Genomic DNA, 23,366 nt, shown 5'->3' on the forward strand with positions numbered 1-23,366 from the left:
TACTGCTTTTTCGTTTGCACCACCTTCGATTCTTTCCTTAACGATTTACACTACTCTTCGTATTTTGTGTATTTGTCAAGCTGAACATCAATATCACAACCTCCATACATCACTCGCATAATGGAAACTGTCCTATCATCATTATCTACAATATAGAGAACGCAATAATTATCTACCGGAACAATATGAAGTCCACGACTTTTCCACGGTTCTCTATCATAAAAACGATAGCGCTCTGGCATATCGTCAAGACTCATAATACACTTTTCGATTCTGTCCATCTGACCACTGGCATTCTCCGGTGACTGCAGTTCGTAGGCAATATATTCATAGATGTTACGGACATCATTATCTGCCTGATCTGTAATTTTAATAGTGTAAATCATAAATCATAATCCTTACGGATGTCTGCAAAAACTGCACTTGCTTCTCTTGTTCTTCCTGCTTTGATATCCGCATATCCTTTCTCAAGTTCTGCATTCAGTTCTGCTTCAGATAAAGCGGACATATCTACAGGACGAGAAGATGGAATTTTCACATCAAAAGGAAGTCCTCTCTGAAGAATAATCTGTTTATAAAACATATTGATAGCATTGGAAGCAGGAATGCCCAGTGCGGATAAAATGCTTTCTGCCTTTTCTTTCACTTCCGGTTCAATACGAGCATAAAGATTCGCTGATTTTGCTGCCATATAAAGCACCACCTTTCCGATATTTTTATAATCATATTATACCCGATTGTGCGTACAATAGCAATACAACCTTCAAAATTTACAATTTGTTCATCAAAACTTATCAAAATCCTCCTGCGTAGCTAAGCTGTCATATTTCACGGAGTCATTTGCTTTCTCCGTCCAAATATCCATCACCATTCCGATGGTCAGATAATCCAGATCTCCGATGGAAATACCTATCTCAAGGCAGCGCAGGAGGAATAATGGCGTGGTCATCTCCCGGCTACTGCGTTTAAGTTTTTTAGACTCAATATCTGTTATAAGATTCGTACCCCAAAGAGCAAGAATCTCTGGCAGCACTTCATAGATTGAAAACATCTCAAACTGATCCAGCCAGTCATCGATATTATCCGGTATCGTATTATCGGCGTGATATGCCATGATATATGCCACATTCTCGAAAATCTCTAGATCATCGATTGCAAACTCTTCGCCCTCTTCTTTACTGCCTTTATATGAACTTTCCAGTTTGGCTAAGTCTTTAAAGATGTCTCTTTTGAACTTTGCACGGTATAATCTTGGCACTGTAGCCGAGGAACGAAATGCCACATCTTTATCCCCGATTTTAATGACTTTCTTCAGCATGATTATTTACCTCCATTTACAGCTTGTGCTGTCTTCGCAACAGGAACATATACTGCTTTGTACCAATCGCTATAAGTCGCATCCGTAGTGGTATCTCCGGTTCTTGATTTAACAAGGCCATCTTCTCTTGGATCTGCTGTAAGAGATAATATTTCGGTTCCCGGTTCAATCGTATCCTCTTTGGTTTCCGATTCAATAGAAGGACGAGATTCTGCCCATTGAAATATCCTCACGCAACCATAAATAATAGACAGCATTTTATATCACAATACCATTACAATGATCAATCTCATGCTGAATTATCTGTGCCGTCCAGCCGGAATATTTCCCATGCTGCTTTTTAAAGCTCTGGTCAAAGTAATCCACCTCAATCTCCTGATATCTGGTGCAAGGACGAGCACCTTCCAGAGACAGGCATCCTTCCTCTGTCTGAAATGCTTCGGATTTCTTTGTGATTACCGGATTAATCATTGCAAATTGAAATGGTCCTGCTGCCACAACAATAATATTCTTCTTAACACCTATCATGTTTGCAGCCATGCCTACGCAATGGTCAAGATTGGCTCTAAGTGTATCAATCAGATCTGTTACCACCTGCTTATCTGCCTCTGTTGCATCCACCGACTTCTGTGCAAGAAACAATGGGTCTTTTACTATTTTCTTTACCATTAGTTCCATCCTTTCCAGATATCCGGCTGATAACCTAATGTCGACTGCTTTCCATTCCTTACTGCCGGAGTTTTAATTACCTGCGGATTCTCAAGCACTTTTTCCAGCTTATCTTCATCCGTAGTATATTTAATAAGTGCAAGCAAATCCTTGTCTTTGCCATCCCAGTTGATCATATTCTCCAGACCACCATTTACCTGTGCAACAGAGTTAAATTCACCTTTGCTCATTCCTTTTTCTTTCATGTCAATGAACTGATACTTGATGCCACGCTCCTTAAAAAAACGCTCAGCCTTCTTAGTATCATTACATTTCTTAGTGCCAAATATCTGTATATTCATAATCAGTATTCCTTTACTATCTCTTCATCTATTCCATACATAGCCTTAAAACTTTCAAGGTCTGCCGGACTTTTTATCAGCATAACCTCTTCAATCTTACCTGTTTGTATATCCTTAAAACCTGCAACCTGCTCGCCATTACAAATGCTGGCTTTGATTACAGGCTTCTTATTTTCCTTGTCATAAGACTGAACCACACTTTTCTTCTTAAACAGTCCCATCCTGCTCACCTTCTCTCGCCTGTGCCATCAGCACAAGCTTCTCAAATGACTGTGCAAATCGTTCATCATCTTCACTTGTCCGCTTCTTCGGTTTCTTAATATGATTCTTGACTTATTGTTTTCGTCACGATAGACAAAAACAACCTGATTACCTTCTAAATACTGCTGGTATTGTTTTGCACACTTGGTGATGATGGCAATAGCCTGTTTCTTAGTCATAAGCATTAAGTCCCTTATATCTAAATGGTATTTTGGCAAATTTAAAAGGAAGGTTCGTCTGCCGTAGCAGATGACACCTTCCTTTAATGACTGATTTTTCTGTTGTCCGCCAACTGATCGGCACCCGAAGTCCGATAAGCAAACTGTTTTTTCCGTTGCCAGCCAACTGTCCGGCACCCGAAGTCCGGAAAGAATTTCGGATTTTATGTGTCAGTCCACATGATAGGCATATAGCCCATCTACTAACTATAGTATACACAGACGAAGCAAATTATGCAACGAGTTTATAAAGATTTAATCAGAAATTTTCTGAAAGAAGGTGAGAACATTGAAGATAAAAAAGTGGATGACAAGCCTATGGTCATTCACACAAAGGAGAAAGCCAAGATTCATTCTCATGAGCCAAAAGGAGCGAGGATAAAGGGCAGTAACATCTATACAGTAGAACGTGGTCCTAAGATTGCTGGAGCAAAAGCAGCAGAAACAACGGGTAAGAAATCATACAGGAAGAGTACAGTCCATCAGGCAATCATTATTTTTCAGATAATCACGCATCATTTTTCTCATTGCTGCTTTTTACGGGCTGTCTTTTCTTCTTGCCATAAAAATAACCTCCAAACTGAGTAATTTTATCTTACATCAGTTTGAAGGTTTACACAAACTTTTGGACGCTCCCGCCGGACGTTTCTTTATCTACGGGCTTATTTTACAGCCCCTTTTTTCTATTATTTTATTTCAGTTTATCGTATACTTCATCAGATACCGGTTCGCACCATTCGTTTTTGCAGTTTTCTCCAGGAACTTCCACTGCAATATGGGAAAACCAGCTATCTTTTTTCGCTCCATGCCAATGCTTTACCTCTGCAGGAATAGTGATCACCGTACCCGGTGTCAGGCTGACCGGCTCTTTTCCCTCTTCCTGGTACCATCCCTCACCTGCTGTACAGATCAAAAGCTGTCCGCCACCTTTTGTCGCATGATGAATATGCCAGTTATTGCGGCAACCCGGCTCAAACGTAACATTTGCCATAAATACTGCACAGTTCTTTGGATCTGTCAGTGGATTCAGATAAGAATTACCGATAAAATACTGTGCAAATCCTGTATTCTCCGCTCCTGTTCCAAATACATTCTGTTTTTCAAATTCTTCTTTACTTGTAGTCTTCATAATAAAATTACTCCTTTCCGTCGACGAATTTTATCACTTGCTTCCCCACCGGAAGTACTTATAAATTCTACAACCTGAAGTGGACTACAAGTCAAGAATTTTTTACTAATTTACAAATTTTACAGCCGTACCATATGCAATAACTTCCGCGGCTCCCTGCATAACTGCAGAAGATGCATAGCGGATATTTACAACCGCATCCGCACCAAGACTTTCTGCTTCTTCCACCATACGTTTAGTGGCAAGGGCTCTTGCCTCATTCATCATTTCATTGTATGCCTTTAATTCCCCACCAACTAATGTTTTGAAACTCTGTGTAATATCTTTTCCAATATTCTTGCTCTGGATCGTGCTTCCCTTTACCAGACCGAGCATTTCTAAATTTTTGCCGCTGATATAATCAGTATTTACTAAGATCATCTTCTTCTCCACTCCTTATCTCATTCACACGTTCTACAGTTACCGCAAATGCTACTCCTGCCAATGCCAGCGGAATGATTATCATAAGTATTTTTACTATGACTGCAATATCCGGGATCAGCACAAATGCGGCAGCAATTGCAACGTAATACACGATCAGAATAATCGCAATAATAATCGGAGCTATCATTTTACTGCAATGTTCTTTCTTCATAACTCCAGCCTCCTTTGTGTATTATCTGATTAATACAATAATACATTTAACAGCAGATGTCAACCACAAATCAACGCAAAATATCCCCAGTCCCAGATGATATCCTCAAAGCTGTTTTCCAGATATTCATAAATATCCTCTTCCTCATATCCCATCACGCGGGAAATCACAACGATATACTCACGTAGATTCTCATAAGCAAGAGCTTCCTGTGAAATAGATTTTCCATTCGAAAACTTATTTTCCATGCCAAGCCAGTACAAAAAAACTGCATGCCGGATCGTGGCATATTCCATGGCGATCCACTGCACCTGCACGACCATCTCTTCTATATTGCCCTCCGGTTTTAAACTGTCCGCATATAATTCCATCAAAAGAAATCGGCGCATCAGAGGCTGGTATTTCAAAAAATGTACTTCAAACTCCTGCCATTCTTTTACAACCTCCTCCTTGATTCCCTGTTCCGACAACTGTTCTGCAAGCTGTGCCACTGGCTCTAAGTATTTTTCATACAACCCTTCCCTGCGGTAATTTTCTGCAAGATCAAGGAATAATTCGTTGCGCTCCTCAATGGAATACTGCGGGTTCTGCTCAATGTCATCGATAGTCTTTGAAAGTTCTTCGAGAAATCCATCCGGATACGATTTTACCGCATCATTTACCGGCTCCTTTTCCACCCGTTCGTATAGATCAAGCAGTACATAAAAAATCTTCATCAGATCATGTTCCGGCGTATGTGCATCATCTTCCATCAGCTTCATCAGAAATGCACGTAAGTTCACAAGCGGAGCAAGTTCCCGGTAGGCAGATGCATCCATTTCCCCGGAAAAAGAAATATGATCTCTTTTCCATAACAGATCAACGACCGCCGGACAGGACGGCATCAGGGAATATTCCGTAACATCTTCATTAAATGTATGAAGCTCCCTTGGAAAAATCTGACAAGTCTGTGAAAGTATCTCATCCCCATAGGCAAGGACTAATCTGCACAATTTTTTTTCATTTAAAAACGGACAGTTTTTCTCTTCATTTAACCCTATAACTCTGCTTCCATCCTTTTTTATCACATACTCACTCAGTTGCAGCTTTTTTTCCTTTGTGTTCAGATCCTGTCTTTTCTGCACGCAGCTTTCTCTGTTTCCGCCATTGCTGCAATCAGCCACATTCTGCCTGATCAGGCTTTCCTCATACATCCCGTCCGGTATACATGTATGTTTCCACTTTTTAAAAGTAACATCATCCACCCCGATCTTCCACTCCCTGCAGCATGTAAAGCTGCACTGATCTGCAATACAGGTAAACTCCTTATAATAATCTGGCTGCATTTTCCACATCTCCCTTCTTAAAATATAAAATGCCATTTCCAGAAAGTGTTTTATTGTTATGAATCACCTTCTGAAAACGGCATCTGAATTATTATAAAATCTTTGTCGTCCACTTCGAGCAGTCCCACACTGCATTTACCACATCCTGATAGAAATCAGGTTCATGACAGATCAAAAGTACTGCCCCGCGGTATTCGTTTAAGGCACGTTTTAATTCGTCTTTTGCATCCACATCCAGATGGTTTGTCGGCTCGTCTAAAAGCAGGATATTAGTCGTGCGGTTCATCAGTTTGCACAAACGTACCTTTGCCTGCTCACCACCGCTTAGCACACGCACCTGACTTTCGATATGCTTTGTCGTCAGTCCGCATTTTGCCAGTGCTGCACGCACTTCATACTGTGAAAATGCCGGAAATTCCTCCCAGATCTCTTCGATACAGGTATTTTTATTTTCACCCTTGATCTCCTGCTCAAAATAGCCGATCTCTAAATTTTCACCCAGTGTAACTTCCCCGGAAAGTGCCGGAACAAGTCCTAAAATACTGCGCAGCAACGTAGTCTTTCCGATACCGTTTGCACCGACCAATGCGATTTTCTGACCACGTTCCATAGAGATATTAAGCGGCTTTGATAACGGCTCATCGTAACCGATAACAAGATCTTTTGTCTCAAAAATATATTTTCCCGGTGTCCGTCCGAGTTTAAAATCAAACTCAGGCTTCGGACGCTCTGCGGCAAGCTCAATCACGTCCATCTTATCCAGTTTTTTCTGGCGTGACATTGCCATATTTCTCGTAGCCACACGTGCTTTGTTGCGCGCCACAAAATCTTTTAATTCACTGATCTCCTGCTGCTGTTTGCGGTATGCAGCCTCAAGCTGTGATTTTTTAACTGCATAGACTTCCTGAAATTTATCGTAGTTTCCTACATAACGGTCAAGTCTCTGATTTTCCATATGATAAATAATATTTACTACATCATTCAAAAACGGAATATCATGTGAGATCAGGATAAATGCGTTTTCATATTCCTGCAGATAGCGCGTCAGCCACGCAATATGCTCTGCATCCAGATAGTTTGTCGGCTCATCTAAAAGAAGGATATCCGGTTTCTCTAAAAGCAGTTTCGCAAGCAGGACTTTCATACGCTGTCCACCACTTAAATCCGAGACATCATGGTCAAGACCTAATTCCAATAATCCAAGTGCCCTCGCAACTTCTTCCACTTTGCTGTCAATGACATAAAAATCATGCATCGTCAGCATATCCTGGATCACACCAAGTTCCTCCATCATCGCATCCATCTGATCCGGATTGGCACTGCCTAACTGATCGCAGATCTCATTCATACGTTCTTCCTGTTCGAACAGCCATGCAAATGCTGACTTTAAAACACTCTCGATCGTCATTCCCTTCTGCAGCGTGGAATTCTGATCCAGATAACCGGTGCGCACATTTTTTGCCCACTCAACCTTTCCCTCATCCGGCATCAGCTTTCCGGTAACAATATTCATAAATGTGGACTTTCCCTCGCCATTGGCTCCGACCAATCCGATATGTTCCCCCGCAAGCAGACGGAACGAAACATCCTCAAAAATGGCACGGTCTCCAAAGCCATGGGTCAGATGTTCAACATTTAATATACTCATATTTTTCTCCATTTCTATTGTTATAATAATGATGTCAAGGTTCAGAAAACGTCTTTACCACTTACTGTATGTTTACATTCAGCATCTCTTCTGTCTTATGGTATACATGACGGTATGCCGGGAACAAAAATGCATCTGCAAAAATCCATGCGACAGGGCTTGCAAAACATGCTGCCGGGAATCCGAACATCGGCACTAATGCAAATCCGACAAGTGTTCTTGCCACCATCTCGCATACACCTGCAAGGATCGCAAATTTACTGTATCCCATTCCCTGTATCAGGAAACGGACGATATTAACAAATGCGAGTGGAATATAAAATGCGCTGTTGATAAATAAAAACAGGTATACATTCTCAATGACTTCCACCTCAGCACGTTCCACGAAGAACAGCGCAAGATTCCTTCCGGTCAGTGCGAGCACGCCAAATGCAATGACCGCATACCCGATTCCAAGCATGGAACACGCCTTTAATCCCTTTGAGATACGGTCCATTTTCTTTGCACCGACATTCTGTCCGCCATAAGTCGCCATCGTTGATCCCATTGCATCAAACGGACAGCAGAAAAACATACCGATCTTGCTTCCTGCTGTCATGGATGCAACCGCATTAGATCCGAGGGTATTTACCGCACTCTGTAAAATAACACTTCCGATTGCCGTAATCGAATACTGCAGTCCCATCGGCACGCCCATACCACAGAGTGTTTTCATATAAGAACTGTTCCATCTGCGTTCATCCGTATCCGGATGCAGTATCTCAAACTTCTTCCAGCTATAGATCAGGCATCCGATTCCTGATACTGCCTGTGAGATCACTGTTGCAAGCGATGCACCTGCCACACCCAGATGAAGATTTATGATAAAAACAAGGTCCAGTACAATATTCATCACAGATGAGATCACCAAAAACACAACCGGCGTCTTACTGTCTCCCATGGAACGGATGATCGCTGAAATAAGGTTGTACAGATACGTTGCCGGTATCCCCGCAAAAATGATCACAATGTACAGGTATGCCCCATCGATAATGTTGTCCGGTGTACGCATCAGCTCTAAGATAGGACGGCAGAATACTACCGTAACTATCGTCATAACAACTGCAAAAACTGCAGATAAATAAACAGCATTGACCATAAATGCACGTAATCCTTTGTAATCACCGGCACCAAATTTATGTGCCAGGGGAATCGCAAAACCATTGCAGACACCCATGCAGAATCCGATAATCAAAAAGTTTAATGATCCGGTAGAACCTACTGCTGCAAGCGCATCCACACCAAGAAATCTTCCGACGATCAGTGTATCTACCAGATTATAAAACTGCTGAAACAGATATCCAAACAAAAGTGGAATGGAGAAACCTAAAATCAGCTTCATCGGAGAACCATTCGTCATATCTTTTGTCATATTTCATCCTCTTTTCCCTTATATTTCCCCACAATGTTTTTCAAAAATCTCAAAGAAACTGTCTGTCTGTATACCATCTGTGGTATCTAATGTGAGCGCATCCCACATATCTTTATTGATACTGGAATCTAAACCTGCCACAAACTGGTTATAAACATCATCAAATGCCTCTTTTTCTCTTTTTTCCACGATATTTGACTTGTTTGCTTCTGTCAGTTCTTCATTGTATTTATTCAGACATTTGATAAAGTAAAAACCTTTGTCTGTTGCAATCTTAGACGAAGTCTGACCGTTATCGAGATTAAATGCAACCTCTTCCACCTCTTTTGGAAGCTCATCCCGCGCAACCGTGGTCTGTATGGAAGACAGTTCATTATAATTATTTGCCACAGATGCAAAATCATCCCCACGCTCTAACTTTGCAGCTACATCATTTGCCTTTGTACTGTCCGCAACAAAGATCTGCATGATCTCGATCACACGCGCCTCGTCATCACTTACTTCCTCATTCACACTATTCGTCAGTGAATTGTAGAGTTTTTGGGCTAATGCGTAATGCTGGTAATATTCGCTGATATCACTCTCTGTCACATCAAGGTAAGTGCCTTCCTCCTGGGATAATGATGCATAATACTCTGCTGCAGCCTCTGATATTGCAGAAAGTTCATCCTCTGAAAGTGCAACTTCCCTTGACTGTGCAAGCAGATCCATACTGACCACCTGCGTAAGTTCTTCCATTGTGATCGCTTTTATATACTTTACGAGGGAATCATCCCCAAAATCATGTTTCCAGAGATCCACCCCATACGCTGTTCCGTAGATATTCTGGTAGTTGGTCATATACACCCTTGCCTCTTTTAAACTGCAGACAGTTCCTTCAATCCTGAATACCTGACGGTCATTTAATATATTTGAAACCACAATATTTTTATTGCCAATGCGGCATCCGCTCAATAACAGTGACACACCGCACAGTACAGCCGCAACCCTTGTAAATTTTCTCTTCATCCTGTTTACCCGATTTTATGAAATCCTTACTGTTCCATTAATTTTAAGATACTTCTTGCAACGGAAATTCCGTTTGCGGATGCCTGCTGCAATCCTCTTGTCACAGATGCACCGTCGCCGATCGCACGCAGTCCTTTCACGCTTGTCTCAAAATCAGAGTTGACCACTACCTTATTGGAATAAAATTTCACTTCCACACCGTAAAGCAGTGTCTCATCACTTGCAATACCCGGGGTTACCTTATCAAGAGCCATTAACATTTCCTCAATATCGACCATGATACGATGTGGGAATACTAAAGAAAGATCGCCCGGTACCGCATCTTTTAAAGTCGGGATCAAGTTATTCCTGCAGAGACGTTCCTCTGTTGTTCTTCTTCCTCTCTTGAAATCGCCAAACGTCTGCACTAAGATTTTTCCATCACAGAGCATATTAGAAAGCTGTGCGATCTGTTTTCCATATTCAATCGGTGTCTTAAACGGTTTGGTAAAGTTTTTGGAAACGAGAATCGCAAAGTTGGTATTGTTTGTCTTTAAATCCTTGGACTTATATGCATGACCATTTACCACAGCAAGCCCGTTATCGTAATACTCTGTTGCAACCTCGCCGGATGGATTGGTACAGAATGTACGTACTTTATCATCAAATGTCGGGGTATGGTAAACCAGTTTTGCCTCATAGAGGTTCTGGTTTAAAAACTCCATGACCTCATCACGAACCTCAACACGCACACCAATATCTACCGTACCTACCTTTGTTTCAATACCATGCTGTTCGCAGATATGTGAAAACCAGTCTGCTCCTTCACGTCCAACCGCGGAAATAACCTCTGAAGCTGCATATTCTTCATCTTTTTCAGTAATGATTCCTTTGACCTCATTATCCTCAATGATAATATCCTTGACCATGGTATTAAATTCCATCTCAACACCCTGCTCTAACAGATGCTCCTGCAGTCTGGAATAAATCTTATAGCCCTCTTCTGTTCCAAGATGGCGGATCGGACATTCGATGAGTTTTAAGTTTGCGTTGATCGCTTTTCTGCGGATCTCACGGATCTCTTTTTCTTTGTCCACGCCGTAAACTTTTGTATCTGCACCGAATTTTAAATAAATATCATCGGATTCTTTTAATAATTCTACCGTTTTATCATAACCTAAAATTTCCGGCAGATTTCCGCCTACATCCGGAGAAAGTGACAGTTTACCGTCAGAAAATGCACCGGCACCGGCAAATCCGGTCGTGATGGAACAAGGCTTACAGCCAACGCAGACTTTCGTCTTACGCTTCGGACATTCTCTTCTTTCGATCGGTCTGCCTTTCTCGATCATTAAAATTTTAAGATCCTTTTTTGCATGGATCAGTTCATATGCGCAAAAGATACCGGATGGTCCGGCTCCTATAATAATTACATCGTATTGTTTCATTATTTTTCCTCTCTTACTTTCTTTCCGTTGTTGGTCTTCTGTACTCTTGCATTTAACACCACTGTTCACGTATACTGCGTGGTCAACAGTGCTTTTCCCCTTACGCTTCCACGATCAGGTATCTGCCATCCGGAATTGAAAACACTTCCTCAGCCTCTGCTAAATCTGCATTGCTCATTCCTGCAATGTCAGCACCCTCATCTTCAAAATAAGCACGGACTTCTTTGATATTTTTACAGACAACTGCCATACAGTCCTCTAAAAACTCTTCTGCTTCTTCCGGCGTTTCTGCAACTTTTTCTTTCAAAAGCTGTAACTGATTTTCCAAAAAATACTGTACTACCACTTCATCGTACATAATGATCCTCCATTTTCATGTGTAAAATTTTTCACTGCCGGCTTACCATGTATATGGGTCAATTCCAAGCCGGTCAAGTTCTCTGTAGATTGCTGCGACCGGAAGTCCTACCACATTATTATAGTCGCCGTCGATTTTGTCAATATAAATTGCAAATTTTCCCTGGATTCCGTATGCTCCAGCCTTATCCGACGGCTCTCCTGTCGCAATATAACGCAAAATTTCACTTTTCTTTAACTCTCTGACAAAAACGTCAGTCTTTTCGTAAAAAATATGTTCCCCTGCCCTGCCTGACTGATCAATAAATACAAAAGCAACGCCGGTATATACCGAATGACTCTTTCCTGACAATAAAGAAAGCATACGGTATGCATCTTCGTCATCTTTTGGTTTTCCTAAAATTTCACTGCCCGCGGCAACAATGGTATCTGCACCGATGACTAAAGTATCCTGCGGCGTCATTAAATTCTGGTGCTCATTACCATACGTTTTCAACATGGATGCAACTTCTCTTGCCTTTCCGGCTGCAAGTTCCATAACAACATCTTTCGGTTCTTTCTTTGTAATGATCTCTTCTCCCTTTGCCGGACAGATCTCGAAGTTAAGGCCGATCTGTTCTAAAAGTTCACGGCGTCTCGGTGACGCGGACGCTAAAATGATCTGTGACATGTTTTTTCTTCCTCGTCTTTCTATAAGTATCTTTTCTGCTTCCCTGACTTTATGCAGAATTTAATTTTCACACCGGGATCACTTTTCCAAGCCGGAAAGAATACAAAAGTCTTTCCTTTACTTTAAGTGGATTCCCCTGATCATCCGTTTCATTTTCATACACGCGGTTTAATGCTTCTCCATACAGTTTTAGCTGTGCCGCATAGCGTTCTGACAGTTCTTTTTCTGTATCTACACGGTCTGTTTTATAATCCAATAGGACAATACCATCTTTTTCGATCCAGAATACATCAATGATTCCCTGGATCAATGTCAGTTCTTCTGATACTTTTTCCAGAACTGTTGTATGTTCTGCAAAACCAAAAGCCTCTAACTGATCATCTGAAAATCCCATGACAAATGGTTTCTCACGATACAGTTTTCCACTTTTTTCCGCTTCACCCATCCGCTTTCCAACACCTGAATTTACAAAGTATTCCACCTGTGGAATACGGATAAGTCCTTTCATTTCCGGTGTGATCTGCTCATTCTCCAACATACCTGCAACCTGTTCTTTCGCAGACATGCCGGATGAAAACTGATAACACTCCATAATGCGGTGCATTGCCGTACCGCGCAGTGCTCCAAGATTGACCTCCTCGCTTTCCTGCTCTATTTTTCTTGCAAATGCAGGCACATATGGCACAACCTTTTCCGATTTAAAAACAGGGACGGACTCTTCTTCTTTTTCAAATGCCTCCCGCATGGCGCGATGCTTTAACTCTGACACGGAATATTTATTTTTCCTGAGTACATCATTTTCATATGCATAATGTCTGTGAAAACGCTCCGAAAACTGCTGCACCTTTTTTTCATCAGCCTGCGCAGCCTTTTCCATACAGGCAGACCGGTTCCAGTCATCTTTGATCTGCATTTTCAATTCTTCCTGCACCAGTTCTGCCGCCGCGATCAGGCGTATCTGATATTTATCCTTATAAGATGCAACTGCGGGTAAGATCCAGTCTAAATAACCTGCCGCACTCTCACGCCCCAGATAGGATAAAAGCTCCTCCGGAAACGCTTTTGCATAAGCGATTGTCTCTTCTGCTTTTTTGAGACTTCCGGTTATGATCAGTTTTTCTTTCGCCCTTGTAAGTGCCACATAAAGAACACGCAGCTCCTCACCTAAGTTTTCCATATCAATCTGCTTTGCGATCGCACGCTTTGCGATCGTCACGGATTTTACACGTTTTTTTCCATCCATATAGTCTAAACCGATACCAAGTTCCGGATGTAAGACCAGACGGCTTCTCGTATCCTGCCGGTTAAAATTTTTCCCCATTCCGGCAACAAATACGACCGGAAATTCGAGTCCTTTGCTTTTATGGATACTCATAATGCGCACCACGTTTTCATTTTCTCCGATCAGATCCGCCTCACCGAAATCCACATCATATTTCTGCAGTTCATCAATATAGCGCACAAAATGAAACAGCCCCTTGTAACTGGTATTTTCATAAGCGATCGCCTTTTCCACAAGCATCAGAAGATTGGCACGGCGCCTGTCTCCGGCAGGCATGGCAGTGGCATAATCCCCATACCCTGTCTCTTTTAGCAGCAATTCAATTAATTCATGAATCGGTGTATCCGGCACAAGCCGGCGCAGTTTTTCGTAAGTAGTATAAAACCGGTACAGCTTTTCCTCCGAAGCATCCCGGTTCTGCCCCGGCTGCTCCTCTTCTTCCTGTTTTAAACGCTCACATTCTTCCAAAACACATTCATAAAACCGTACTTCATTGTCTTTCAAACGCAGTTTTGCAAGTTCTTCATCCGAAAGTCCCCCGATCGGTGAACGAAGCACTGCCGTAAGTGGAATATCCTGTCTCGGATTATCTAAAATACGCAGCATGGAAAGTACTGTCTGCACCTCCACAGTGCTGAAATATCCTGTTGAGGAAACCGTATGCGCCGGAATACCCGCATCATTTAACACAGCCGCAAAACGGTCTGCATACCCGCTTAAGCTGCGCAGCAGAATGACCATATCCGAATACTGCACCGGGCGCAGTTCTCCGGTCGCTTTATCGGTCACAAGCTGCGTTTCCATAAGCTCTTTGATCCGCTTTGCGATCATCCTTGCTTCTAACAGCTTCTTATCATCTGCTGCCGAATCCTCTAACAGTTCATCATCCCCGTCTGCCAGTAAGATCTCTGGCGTAAACATATCCGGTTCTTCTTTATAAGAAGCTCCCGGATAAAGAGCTGCATCCGCATCATATTCCACATTTCCAAGATCACGCTTCATGATACGGTAAAAAATATCATTGGAAAATTCAAGTACCTCGTTTCTGCTCCGGAAATTTTTATGCAGGTCAATGCGCTGCATCTTTGCATCCGAAAGACTGTAAGTATCATATTTTCCCATAAAAAGTTCCGGTCTTGCCAGACGGAAACGATAGATACTCTGCTTGACATCCCCGACCATAAAAAGGTTGTACTCGCCACGTTCTTCCCTAGAAATTGCCCGCAGGATCGTCTCCTGCACCTCATTGCTGTCCTGATACTCGTCGATCATGATCTCTTTGAAATTATCCCGGAACTCCTCCGCGGTCTTTTTGACCTTTCCGGTCTCTTCATCCACAAATATGTTTAGCGCAAAATGCTCTAAATCATGGAAATCCACCAGATTTTTACGTCGTTTTTCCGCTGTAAATGCCTCATCAAATTGCAATGTCAGACGGACTAATTCAGCCGCCATCGGTGCTGTTTTTTTCATCTGCTCCGCCATGATCTCCGGTGATGTAAAGAAATACTGGCGGTTTATTTTTTTGACCGCATCTTTTCCCATATCACGAAGTTTTTTGACAAGTTCTAATTTTTCTTCATTCCCTTCAAATCCACGGGAAGATGCTAACCTGTCATAAGATAAATTGCGGTAGTTCTGATAAAATGCTGCAAAACTCTCACTCTCTGCAATCTCCTGATATTTTTTCAGGTCACTCTCTAATGCTTTCGCATACATATCAGGTCCGTCATCATCCTGTGTCAGTTCATAACCACGCTTTGCAAGTGCGACAAGATCATTTGTTACCAGTTTTAAATTCTGAAGAAAAGACTGCATAAAGGATGCACTTTCCAAAGATGCCGCATCCTCTGTATCATACCCTTCTGCCGCCGCAAGGAGCCATTTTTTCGGCCACGGATAGCTTCTCGAAAACTCATAAAGCTGTAAGATCATGCCGGAGAGTGCCGCATCATTTCTGCCGGACGCATATCCATCCACAAATGCTAAAAATTCCGGTGTGCTCACCTCATAATTTTTCAACAGAACCTTTGCGAGTACATCCTCTTTTAACAGCTTTAACTCACCTTCATCCCCGATCCTGAAATTCGGTTCAAGATCGATCTCATGAAAATGATTGCGGATCACATACAGACAAAAGCTGTCAATCGTGGTGATCTGGGCATTGTGCAAAAGAGAAAGCTGACGCTGCAGATGCTCATCATCCGGCTGATCTTTTAAGGCATTTTCCAGTGCATTTCCGATTCGCTCGCGCATCTCCGCAGCTGCCGCATTGGTAAATGTCACGATCAAAAGGCGGTCAATATCTACCGGACGCTCTTTGTCTGTAATGATCTTTATGATCCTTTCCACAAGCACTGCTGTCTTGCCTGAGCCTGCTGCCGCGGAAACTAATATATTTCTGTCTCTCAGTTCAATGACCTTTTTCTGGTCATCCGTCCATGTCATTCCCATGTTAATCTTCTACCTCTTCCCGGATATGTGCAAGGATCTCCTCACTGCTGTCAAACTTTTCAAACTGCTGATAGGAAAATCCCGGCATCCGCACATCAAATCCACAGATCGTGTGGTATGGACAATAATCACATCCGCTTCTGTCACCTAACAGATATGGCTTTACTGACACATTTCCTGCAAAGATTTCTTTTCCTACATGCTCGATCTTCTTGCGCACATAGTCAGACATCAGTCCAAATTCATAGGCGCTCGCCGTCTTAGAAGCTGCCTTTAAGGAACCATCTGCCTTTAATGCCACCGGGATCACTGACGATGTGCCTGTAAAATCCGTATCCATCGCGCCGTAAATTTCCGGGTCTTCATTGACCAGACCGCCTACTTTCAACTGTTCTAAGATACTCCGCCTGATCTCCTCTTCAGACTCCCCTCCATCTGAATCCACCATTGGGTCTGTAATGTGATAGTAAAAAATTCCAGCCGGTTCTGTGTCTTTCCCCTTATATATTTTCTTAGTGAGCTCTAATGCCACGTTCATATAGACGACGAGCTGTAGCTGCAGTCCATAATAAAAATTCAACAGTGAAAAACTTGTATTGCCGGATTTATAATCAATGATCTTTACATAAACTTTGTCATCCGTCTCATAAGTATCAATACGGTCGATCCTGCCGCGCAGACGCATTTTCTCATCCTCACCTAATTGAAACTGCACCGCATCTAACCGTTCGGCGCGTGAAAATGATACTTCAAACCCGCTCGGCACAAATTTCCCTTTCCGTACCTGTAACATCAATGCCCATATCGTCCGTTTTGCCGTTGTCTCCATCCGTTTTAACAGATAGCTGTTTCTTGCATCCTCAAACACATCCCCGATCCCGCTTCCTGCGATCGCATCTTCCATACTCTGGGAAAGCAGGGCATCCTGTGCTTCTTGTGGAATATCAAACCACGTATATTCGGACATCTCGATCCCTTTTGCAAAACGCTCTAACACATCATGATAAATATTTCCCATGTCCACGCTTGCAAACTGCTGCAGTTCACGTTCTCTTAATCTAAGACCATAGCTTAGATAATGTGCAAATGCACAGGCTGCAAACTGCTCAAGTCTTGTCACGCTGTTATCTAACGTATTTCCATACAGAGCCTTCGTGACAGCCTTGCTGATCGCATCATCCTGATGCACACCAAACGCTGCATCAAAAAGCTGCAATGCCTTCTCCCTGTCTCCCTCATCCGATAAATACCATGCCAGAAGTGCCGTCCATGCTTCTTCATCTTCCACCGGCTTGTTTAATCCTTCCATCAGAAACGGCAGGGCACTCTCTGCAGTCAGAACGCCCTCTAACGTCTCCTCCTCGGATGGTTCTTCCACCACAAGCTGAGGAAATAATTTTAAGAGTGTTCCGATCAGATAAGAACGGCGCAGTGCTTTTCCATCCGAATTTACACGGCAGAATGTCACATAAAGCCGTTCGGACGGTTTTGTCATGTTTAAGTACAGGTAAAACTTCTGGATAAATACTTTTTCCCTTGCCCCCGGTGCCAGTTCCAGATGATATTCTGCCATCTTCTCACGCTCAAACTGTGAGATAATACCACCCTGATTTCCTGCTTTCGGAACAACTCCGTCATTGACACCGACAAAAAATAAAATCTTTATATGATTTAATCTTGTCCGCTCAATGTCTCCGACCGTTACAGTATCATTTCCCGGCGGGATAATACCAACCTTTGCCGCCTCAAATCCGGCATCTAAGATATCACTGTATTCCCGGATCGTCATCGTCTCATCGCCCAGCAGGGATGTCACTTTATCAAGCAGATCCATCACGATCTTATAGATCTGGTCGTATTCTTTTGCCCTCGCCTGATTCCCATTTTTCTCAAAAAACTCTCCGCGTTCTTTTAGGAGCTGCTCCATGTCAAGACGCCGGATCAGGCTGTATAATTCAAATGTCTGTGTACTGACGGTGTTTTCCTTTCCGCGAAAAGCCATAAGAAGCGGTTTAAAGTTCTCATAAACCGCCTCGCGGATCTCATTTAACCGCTCCATATCTTCTAATGTTCCATCCGGCATCACAAATGTCCATGGCTTGCTCCAGCGGGATGCCCCACGGATTCCGCGCGCAAGCACATAGTTTTCCAGACGGTCGATCTCCTGTTCCGTAAGTCTGTGAATTGTCTGCTCTTTACATTGTGCAGACTTTTCACCGGTTTCTCCATCCAATTCCAGTTCCATGGATGATAGTTTCCCCTGTGGTATTATTTTTTCAGCAAGACCGCATCTTAAAAACCGGAAAACGCTTTCATACGAAAAATCATATTCGATCATCTCTAAGATTGCACGGATGCACTCAATAAACGGATGAAACAGGATATTTTTTGTCTGATCGATAAAGTATGGAATATGGTACTGTTCAAAGATTTCCGGCACATAATTGCCATATTGCTGCACATCTCCTGTGACCACCGCAATATCACGGTAACGGTACCCCTGCTCCCTTGTCAGGCGCACGATCTCGCAGGCGGCAAATTTTAATTCTTCCCTTGGATTCTTCAGGGATGTGATACGGATATCCGGTGTCTCTTCCAACTGGCTGTCTGTTAATTTTTCATGGTTTTCATTGCTTCTCATTGCTTTTTCCGACACTTTATATCTGTAACTTCCTGCTCCCGGACGGAATAGATTCTGCTCCATGAAATAAAGATCCGGTGCACCGGCATAACGTCTCTTTTCTCCAGTTGGAAGCACGATCGGCTCCTCGACCGGAACTTTACATAATTCTGCCACTTTAAGCAGGGATGCCACCGTTTTTTTACTCATGGCAAAAAGTTCATGCACACCTCTGCACTGATAAAAATCTTCCCTGACATCCATTGTGACAGAGACACTGACCTTCTTTGCCAGTACGAGCAGTTTTTCCATCAGACGGTTCTGGATCGGCGTAAACCCCGTAAACTCGTCTAATACGATCACACTGCCGCAAAGCAGCTTAGACTCTTCTGCCACATCATAGAGAAGCTCTAACACTTCCTCTGCTGTGATATATCTGCCTTTCAAATACTCCGTAAATCCCTGATACATGGTAAGAACATCCTGCATTTTTAAGCGCAGTCCCTCTCCAAGCGGCTCTTTTTCCAGAAATTCTGCTAACGCATCCGGGCGTATATTATACTGCATCAGTTCTGAGATCAGGGATTTTACCTCACCGACATATCCCATCTTATTCATATTTGCACCAAGCACGTTAAGTTCTGCTTTTTTCTGTTCTGCTACCTTGCGCAGGACGAGATTTTTGCCAGTCTCTTCCAGCACGACCACATTTTGTTTTCCAAGGTCGTCAAATACGCGGTATGCCAGTCTCGCAAAGCTGAGCACATCCACGTTCATGATCGCGTGCTGTTTTTGTCTTTCAACCAGTTCCCGCTGTGTCTGCATGGTAAACTGCTCCGGCACTATGATCAAAAACTGCTGCTCTTTATTCTCTTTTGCCTGTTTCAGCACGGAATCATACAGAAAATCTGACTTTCCGCTGCCAGAATTGCCAAATATAAATTGTAGGGACATACATTTTACTCCTGAAAATTCATTCTGTAAAATATTGTATCACACATTATTTCTTTTGAAAAATGTTATCCTGCGGGTTGGAGTCAAATAGTGCATTTAAACTTCTTGATTGACAAATTGCACAAAGCCGTGCCTGTTTTGTTCCGTTGTCCGAAAAGCAGTCTCGACTTTGTGCAATTTGTCAGCCGTTATGTTGTGAATACACTATTCGACTCAAACATCGTAAGGATTCGGGTGTCAAAAGGTGGTTTTCAAATTTTTCACACCCGAATCCTGTAATAAAAGAAATGCCGTCAAAAACATCAGCAATTACCACAGGCATTCCGATATCTGCGACCAGATAATATACCATAAACGGCACCAGTATGTCATTGAGACCATTCCCGCAATCATTGCCCTCTTTTTCTTCTCTCTTTCCATTTCCTGCCCCTTTCTGCTCTGTCATTCTATTTTGCATGTTAGTCTATTCTAACTTTTTTGTCAATTCAGGAAATTTCCACTGTCATATCATGTATCAGAGAGAATTTGCACCTGCCAGGTTAATTGCCCTTTGCTGGACGCACAACTGAAAGTTATGAAGCAGTCCAATGATATGCAATTCTTGGTGTTCCATTTTTAACATATATAATACCGCATTTCATAAAACCATTCTTTTCCATCAGCTTTTGCATGATTTGATTATCCGCATGGGTATCTGCCCTGATATTTTGAGAAATATTTTTACAATAATTTAAAACACACTGAAACAAACCATGCACCTGACCATCCCCAGCAAGTCTGTGAATAGTAAGATAAGGCTCTTCATTCAGCCAATTCCCATTCTCAATATGCTTATAAGCAGGTTCTGCACCTTTAAACAATGCAAATACCCCATGTCTCCCATCTTTGTCATATATTACCCTGCATACATTCTGACAAATATCAGATTTTATTAGCTCTGCATCCGGATAAAAATGCCCTCATTGTGCAGGATTTCCGGACTTTATCATATAATCCTGTGCATATTTATAAATTTTCATAATCTGTTCAAAATCTGCCATATCAGCATTTTTCACATTCAGCATATATTTTATTCACCTCCGCAACCGCCGATTTACGAGTTTCATGATTCTTTGTCTGTTATATCGCTGAATCATTACAAACAACATATCAAACAATGCTGTCAAAATGCAAACGGAAAATTGACCTCCTCTCCTGCAGAAAAAACAGCCTCTCCTGATGTCTCTGTAACCTTAAAACTTGCGCCATCCCATCCGTTGATTTTGATGGTTCCTTTTACACTTCCGTCATCTGATGTGAAAGCCAGCTCCCCGTTTCCATTGTCAACAAATGTTCCTTTTGTTTCTCCCTCTCTGTAAATGGAGATAAGCGCTTCATCCTCTCCTTCCAGCCCCTGTCTGGTGATCAGGGAACTGTATACGCTGCCAGTCCCCTGATTGTCCACAAACAGACCGTACTTTGCTGATTTTTCCGGCATAACAAAGGATTCCCCCTTTATCTTTGCCAGCTCATTTGCAATAACATAAGCCCTGTTCTTCGTGATCTCCTCCAGATAAGAATTCTGAAGAAGCGGATACATACTGCCGTTTTCTTCGTAAGATCCAATGTGAAGCAAGGTCACTTCTTCCTTCATAGCGATCCAGTTTCTCTGTTCTGCAAGGATCTTCTCCTTTGTCTGCGGATCTGCCAGATCACTGAATCTGCTCCAAAGGTTATTTAATTCCGTATCCCATATGTCGAAAAACCATCTGGATGACAGATTCATTTCTGTCTGTGTCTGGGCTGCCTGCGCCAGCGGCGTATATTTCTTTACGATGTTCTCAATATTCTCCAATTCGTCCTGCAGTGATGCGGAACCTGATACCACATTGTCAACATCCGCTTTGATGTCCTCCGAATAGTCATAAGTAAAATCCGTTTCTTCATTTAATACGACGTCATTGTATTCTGTACTTTCTGTATTTTCTGTGCTTTCTGTGTCTTCTGTGCTTTCTGTGTCTTCTGTGCTTTCTGTGTCTTCTGTGTTTTCAAAACTGACCGAATCTTCCACCTGGGAAGATTCGCTTTCTATTCCTGTATTATTATTTTTTACTCCTTCTTTGCCACATCCGGCACAAAGTCCGGTCATTAATATTAATATCATGCTGTAAATTCTTTTTTTCATGTGTTTATACTCTCTACTTTCTGATTCATTGGGTGTTCTTTCCAGTTTTCTCTATCAGCAATTATAAATGAACATGAGAAAAAATACCAGCGGCCCCGTGAAACTTTGCATAAATAAAAAAGCAATACCTGAATTTAAAATAAACTCAAATACTGCTCATGAAACATCTAATATTGTATCTTTTTAGCCGAGGTATAACATTTCTCTCTATATTTAACCAAACTTGAAGTTACACTGCCATTTCCCATAATAATGATGAAACAAAAGGTTGAAACAAGAACATAATAACTACGACAGAACTGCATATTACATAAAAGTCATTCATTTTTGAATTTAGCAATACTCTTTTTTTTAACTACCTGTTATCCAGCGTGCAATAAAATATCTGATTATAGTCCCAACCGTATTTGTAATAATATCGTTTATATCTGTGGTTTTAAAGGTAATAATGTGATGTATTAAGAACAGATGAAGATTTGTTTAAATCTTACCGAACGGACAGCGTCAAATAACTTCCCATCTGACTGATCACTTTCAAATATCAGAATAATTTATCTCATTTTCCATATTAAAATTCCAAACTATCCACATTTAACAGAAAATACTTCATACCCATAATTACAAAGTGCTTAACTTTACATTTCCATTTCTTCTATCTCTTTTAACATAAATTCTTCGAGTTTCTTCTTGTCAGGCAAATGTAACATATACGTTGAAACAAATAACTGGTTATCCATTCCAGATAAGGCATATTCTACCATCTGAGAACCTTTATCTGTACAAAGCAGTATTCCTACTGGAGGATTATCTCCCTCTATCATCTCATTTTTCTTATAATATCCTACATAAGCATTAAGCTGCCCTCTATTTTCTCACTCCGGTTCCTGTAACAGCCGGTGCAGCAGATGCTCCCTGTTATTGATAAACATTTCCGTCACGATATAGCTGTCCGTCTCCTCATATTCACAGTGTCTTATTTTCCCGCTGTCAAACTGATAGATCTCCGTATCTGGAGTTCCAAGCAGGATCGGCGAATGTGTCACAATGATAAACTGTGCCCCCGCTTTCGCACACCGGTAAATATCCATGAGCAGTGTCAGCTGCCTTTGTGGTGACAGTGCCGCCTCCGGTTCATCAAAAATATAAATACCATCCGGTCTCATATATTTTTGTGCGATCGCTAAAAAACTCTCCCCATGGGATTTTTCATGATATCTTTCAGATGGATGCGCAATATCTGCATATTCTGTCTCTTTGGTCGCCACATTGTAAAAACTTTCTGCCCTCAGAAAATATCCCGACTTTGGTCTGCGGATGCTCTTTATGACTCTTACCGCATTGCATAATTCTGAATGGGAATCATATGTAGAAAAGACATAATTCTTTGTTCCGCCTTCGGGATTAAACCCATACGCAACGGCGATTGCTTCTAACAATGTCGACTTTCCGCTGCCATTTTCCCCTCTTTCGTATATA

22 protein-coding genes and 5 pseudogenes are annotated in these 23,366 nt (G+C 42.0%); 1 reads left to right on the forward strand and 26 read right to left on the reverse strand.

The annotated features are described in order from the left end of the window. Window positions 1–50: 50 nt before the first annotated feature. From DXA60_RS15155 to DXA60_RS19930, 8 genes and pseudogenes are all read right to left on the reverse strand, one after another. Window positions 51–386: a type II toxin-antitoxin system RelE/ParE family toxin gene (locus DXA60_RS15155; protein ID WP_117922193.1), complete on the reverse strand. Its 336-nt coding sequence runs from the start codon at window positions 384–386 to the stop codon at window positions 51–53. Then, entirely contained in the window at window positions 383–691 is a 309-nt protein-coding gene (locus tag DXA60_RS15160) for a type II toxin-antitoxin system RelB/DinJ family antitoxin (protein ID WP_117922194.1), read from the reverse strand. The genes DXA60_RS15155 and DXA60_RS15160 overlap by 4 nt, the downstream gene beginning before the upstream one ends. A gap of 279 nt (window positions 692–970) precedes the next feature. Continuing rightward, window positions 971–1,318, reverse strand: a pseudogene (locus tag DXA60_RS15165) (hypothetical protein); the annotation flags it as partial. Window positions 1,319–1,320: 2 nt separating this feature from the next. Beyond that, window positions 1,321–1,530: pseudogene (locus DXA60_RS15170) on the reverse strand (major tail protein); the annotation flags it as partial. A gap of 46 nt (window positions 1,531–1,576) precedes the next feature. Beyond that, the gene (locus DXA60_RS15175; protein WP_117922195.1) at window positions 1,577–1,987 is read right to left on the reverse strand and encodes a peptide deformylase; all 411 of its coding nucleotides are present in this window, start codon (window positions 1,985–1,987) and stop codon (window positions 1,577–1,579) included. Beyond that, the gene (locus DXA60_RS15180; RefSeq protein WP_117922196.1) at window positions 1,987–2,328 is read right to left on the reverse strand and encodes an arsenate reductase family protein; all 342 of its coding nucleotides are present in this window, start codon (window positions 2,326–2,328) and stop codon (window positions 1,987–1,989) included. The genes DXA60_RS15175 and DXA60_RS15180 overlap by 1 nt, the downstream gene beginning before the upstream one ends. Before the next feature lie 2 nt (window positions 2,329–2,330). Further along, the gene (locus DXA60_RS15185; protein WP_117922197.1) at window positions 2,331–2,549 is read right to left on the reverse strand and encodes an aspartate dehydrogenase; all 219 of its coding nucleotides are present in this window, start codon (window positions 2,547–2,549) and stop codon (window positions 2,331–2,333) included. After that, a pseudogene (locus DXA60_RS19930) lies at window positions 2,536–2,658 on the reverse strand (YaiI/YqxD family protein); the annotation flags it as partial. The gene DXA60_RS15185 and the pseudogene DXA60_RS19930, both read right to left, overlap by 14 nt. Before the next feature lie 383 nt (window positions 2,659–3,041). On the opposite strand from DXA60_RS19930, the gene DXA60_RS15190 reads away from it, so the two are divergent. After that, entirely contained in the window at window positions 3,042–3,395 is a 354-nt protein-coding gene (locus DXA60_RS15190) for a hypothetical protein (RefSeq protein WP_117922198.1), read from the forward strand. 103 nt (window positions 3,396–3,498) lie between these two features. On the opposite strand, the gene DXA60_RS15195 is transcribed toward DXA60_RS15190, so the two are convergent. The 18 genes and pseudogenes from DXA60_RS15195 to DXA60_RS15275 all read right to left on the reverse strand — a co-directional run. Next, window positions 3,499–3,936, reverse strand: coding sequence for a cupin domain-containing protein (locus tag DXA60_RS15195; protein ID WP_117922199.1), 438 nt, complete (start codon window positions 3,934–3,936; stop codon window positions 3,499–3,501). A 105-nt stretch (window positions 3,937–4,041) separates the two neighbouring features. Further along, window positions 4,042–4,356 (reverse strand): YbjQ family protein, encoded by a 315-nt coding sequence (locus DXA60_RS15200; RefSeq protein WP_117922200.1) that lies wholly within the window; start codon window positions 4,354–4,356, stop codon window positions 4,042–4,044. Beyond that, a complete protein-coding gene (locus tag DXA60_RS15205; RefSeq protein WP_117922201.1) occupies window positions 4,337–4,570 on the reverse strand; it encodes a hypothetical protein in 234 nt (77 codons plus the stop codon). Before DXA60_RS15205 ends, DXA60_RS15200 begins: the two co-directional genes overlap by 20 nt. Before the next feature lie 59 nt (window positions 4,571–4,629). Beyond that, window positions 4,630–5,895, reverse strand: coding sequence for a flagellin lysine-N-methylase (gene fliB / locus DXA60_RS15210; RefSeq protein ID WP_117922202.1), 1,266 nt, complete (start codon window positions 5,893–5,895; stop codon window positions 4,630–4,632). 91 nt (window positions 5,896–5,986) lie between these two features. Beyond that, complete coding sequence (locus tag DXA60_RS15215; RefSeq protein ID WP_117922203.1) at window positions 5,987–7,543, reverse strand: ABC-F family ATP-binding cassette domain-containing protein; 1,557 nt, start codon at window positions 7,541–7,543, stop codon at window positions 5,987–5,989. Between the two features lie 61 nt (window positions 7,544–7,604). Continuing rightward, the gene (locus tag DXA60_RS15220; protein WP_117922204.1) at window positions 7,605–8,954 is read right to left on the reverse strand and encodes an MATE family efflux transporter; all 1,350 of its coding nucleotides are present in this window, start codon (window positions 8,952–8,954) and stop codon (window positions 7,605–7,607) included. Window positions 8,955–8,972: 18 nt separating this feature from the next. Further along, window positions 8,973–9,962, reverse strand: coding sequence for a peptidylprolyl isomerase (locus DXA60_RS15225; RefSeq protein ID WP_117922205.1), 990 nt, complete (start codon window positions 9,960–9,962; stop codon window positions 8,973–8,975). A 26-nt stretch (window positions 9,963–9,988) separates the two neighbouring features. Then, complete coding sequence (locus DXA60_RS15230; protein WP_117922206.1) at window positions 9,989–11,389, reverse strand: NAD(P)/FAD-dependent oxidoreductase; 1,401 nt, start codon at window positions 11,387–11,389, stop codon at window positions 9,989–9,991. A gap of 100 nt (window positions 11,390–11,489) precedes the next feature. Then, on the reverse strand, window positions 11,490–11,747 hold the full coding sequence (locus DXA60_RS15235) for a glyoxalase (RefSeq protein ID WP_117922207.1): 258 nt from the start codon (window positions 11,745–11,747) through the stop codon (window positions 11,490–11,492). 42 nt (window positions 11,748–11,789) lie between these two features. Continuing rightward, entirely contained in the window at window positions 11,790–12,416 is a 627-nt protein-coding gene (locus tag DXA60_RS15240; RefSeq protein WP_117922208.1) for a Maf family protein, read from the reverse strand. Between the two features lie 67 nt (window positions 12,417–12,483). Further along, on the reverse strand, window positions 12,484–16,152 hold the full coding sequence (gene addA, locus DXA60_RS15245) for a helicase-exonuclease AddAB subunit AddA (protein ID WP_117922209.1): 3,669 nt from the start codon (window positions 16,150–16,152) through the stop codon (window positions 12,484–12,486). A gap of 1 nt (window position 16,153) precedes the next feature. After that, a complete protein-coding gene (locus DXA60_RS15250; RefSeq protein ID WP_117922210.1) occupies window positions 16,154–19,726 on the reverse strand; it encodes a PD-(D/E)XK nuclease family protein in 3,573 nt (1,190 codons plus the stop codon). 181 nt (window positions 19,727–19,907) lie between these two features. Further along, window positions 19,908–20,171 (reverse strand): Obg family GTPase CgtA, encoded by a 264-nt coding sequence (locus DXA60_RS15255; RefSeq protein ID WP_117922211.1) that lies wholly within the window; start codon window positions 20,169–20,171, stop codon window positions 19,908–19,910. A 127-nt stretch (window positions 20,172–20,298) separates the two neighbouring features. Further along, window positions 20,299–20,586, reverse strand: a complete 288-nt coding sequence (locus DXA60_RS19320) for a hypothetical protein (protein ID WP_243006913.1) — start codon at window positions 20,584–20,586, stop codon at window positions 20,299–20,301. Between the two features lie 213 nt (window positions 20,587–20,799). After that, entirely contained in the window at window positions 20,800–20,874 is a 75-nt protein-coding gene (locus DXA60_RS19935) for a hypothetical protein (RefSeq protein WP_370777442.1), read from the reverse strand. Window positions 20,875–20,888: 14 nt separating this feature from the next. Further along, window positions 20,889–21,890: a lysozyme inhibitor LprI family protein gene (locus DXA60_RS15265; protein ID WP_117922212.1), complete on the reverse strand. Its 1,002-nt coding sequence runs from the start codon at window positions 21,888–21,890 to the stop codon at window positions 20,889–20,891. A 635-nt stretch (window positions 21,891–22,525) separates the two neighbouring features. Further along, window positions 22,526–22,747, reverse strand: a pseudogene (locus DXA60_RS15270) (PDDEXK nuclease domain-containing protein); the annotation flags it as partial. Between the two features lie 15 nt (window positions 22,748–22,762). Beyond that, a pseudogene (locus DXA60_RS15275) lies at window positions 22,763–23,353 on the reverse strand (AAA family ATPase); the annotation flags it as partial. Between the last annotated feature and the right edge of the window lie 13 nt (window positions 23,354–23,366).

The organism is Roseburia sp. OF03-24, from assembly GCF_003463035.1.
Classification (GTDB): domain Bacteria; phylum Bacillota; class Clostridia; order Lachnospirales; family Lachnospiraceae; genus Roseburia; species Roseburia rectibacter.

Excerpts from the sequence above, each read along its gene's own strand:
- DXA60_RS15155 (WP_117922193.1), bottom strand. The coding sequence starts at position 386 with ATGATTTACACTATTAAAATTACAGATCAGGCAGATAATGATGTCCGT.
- DXA60_RS15160 (WP_117922194.1), bottom strand. The coding sequence starts at position 691 with ATGGCAGCAAAATCAGCGAATCTTTATGCTCGTATTGAACCGGAAGTG.
- DXA60_RS15175 (WP_117922195.1), bottom strand. The coding sequence starts at position 1,987 with ATGGTAAAGAAAATAGTAAAAGACCCATTGTTTCTTGCACAGAAGTCG.
- DXA60_RS15180 (WP_117922196.1), bottom strand. The coding sequence starts at position 2,328 with ATGAATATACAGATATTTGGCACTAAGAAATGTAATGATACTAAGAAG.
- DXA60_RS15185 (WP_117922197.1), bottom strand. The coding sequence starts at position 2,549 with ATGGGACTGTTTAAGAAGAAAAGTGTGGTTCAGTCTTATGACAAGGAA.
- DXA60_RS15190 (WP_117922198.1), top strand. The coding sequence starts at position 3,042 with ATGCAACGAGTTTATAAAGATTTAATCAGAAATTTTCTGAAAGAAGGT.
- DXA60_RS15195 (WP_117922199.1), bottom strand. The coding sequence starts at position 3,936 with ATGAAGACTACAAGTAAAGAAGAATTTGAAAAACAGAATGTATTTGGA.
- DXA60_RS15200 (WP_117922200.1), bottom strand. The coding sequence starts at position 4,356 with ATGATCTTAGTAAATACTGATTATATCAGCGGCAAAAATTTAGAAATG.
- DXA60_RS15205 (WP_117922201.1), bottom strand. The coding sequence starts at position 4,570 with ATGAAGAAAGAACATTGCAGTAAAATGATAGCTCCGATTATTATTGCG.
- fliB (WP_117922202.1), bottom strand. The coding sequence starts at position 5,895 with ATGCAGCCAGATTATTATAAGGAGTTTACCTGTATTGCAGATCAGTGC.
- DXA60_RS15215 (WP_117922203.1), bottom strand. The coding sequence starts at position 7,543 with ATGAGTATATTAAATGTTGAACATCTGACCCATGGCTTTGGAGACCGT.
- DXA60_RS15220 (WP_117922204.1), bottom strand. The coding sequence starts at position 8,954 with ATGACAAAAGATATGACGAATGGTTCTCCGATGAAGCTGATTTTAGGT.
- DXA60_RS15225 (WP_117922205.1), bottom strand. The coding sequence starts at position 9,962 with ATGAAGAGAAAATTTACAAGGGTTGCGGCTGTACTGTGCGGTGTGTCA.
- DXA60_RS15230 (WP_117922206.1), bottom strand. The coding sequence starts at position 11,389 with ATGAAACAATACGATGTAATTATTATAGGAGCCGGACCATCCGGTATC.
- DXA60_RS15235 (WP_117922207.1), bottom strand. The coding sequence starts at position 11,747 with ATGTACGATGAAGTGGTAGTACAGTATTTTTTGGAAAATCAGTTACAG.
- DXA60_RS15240 (WP_117922208.1), bottom strand. The coding sequence starts at position 12,416 with ATGTCACAGATCATTTTAGCGTCCGCGTCACCGAGACGCCGTGAACTT.
- addA (WP_117922209.1), bottom strand. The coding sequence starts at position 16,152 with ATGGGAATGACATGGACGGATGACCAGAAAAAGGTCATTGAACTGAGA.
- DXA60_RS15250 (WP_117922210.1), bottom strand. The coding sequence starts at position 19,726 with ATGTCCCTACAATTTATATTTGGCAATTCTGGCAGCGGAAAGTCAGAT.
- DXA60_RS15255 (WP_117922211.1), bottom strand. The coding sequence starts at position 20,171 with ATGACAGAGCAGAAAGGGGCAGGAAATGGAAAGAGAGAAGAAAAAGAG.
- DXA60_RS15265 (WP_117922212.1), bottom strand. The coding sequence starts at position 21,890 with ATGAAAAAAAGAATTTACAGCATGATATTAATATTAATGACCGGACTT.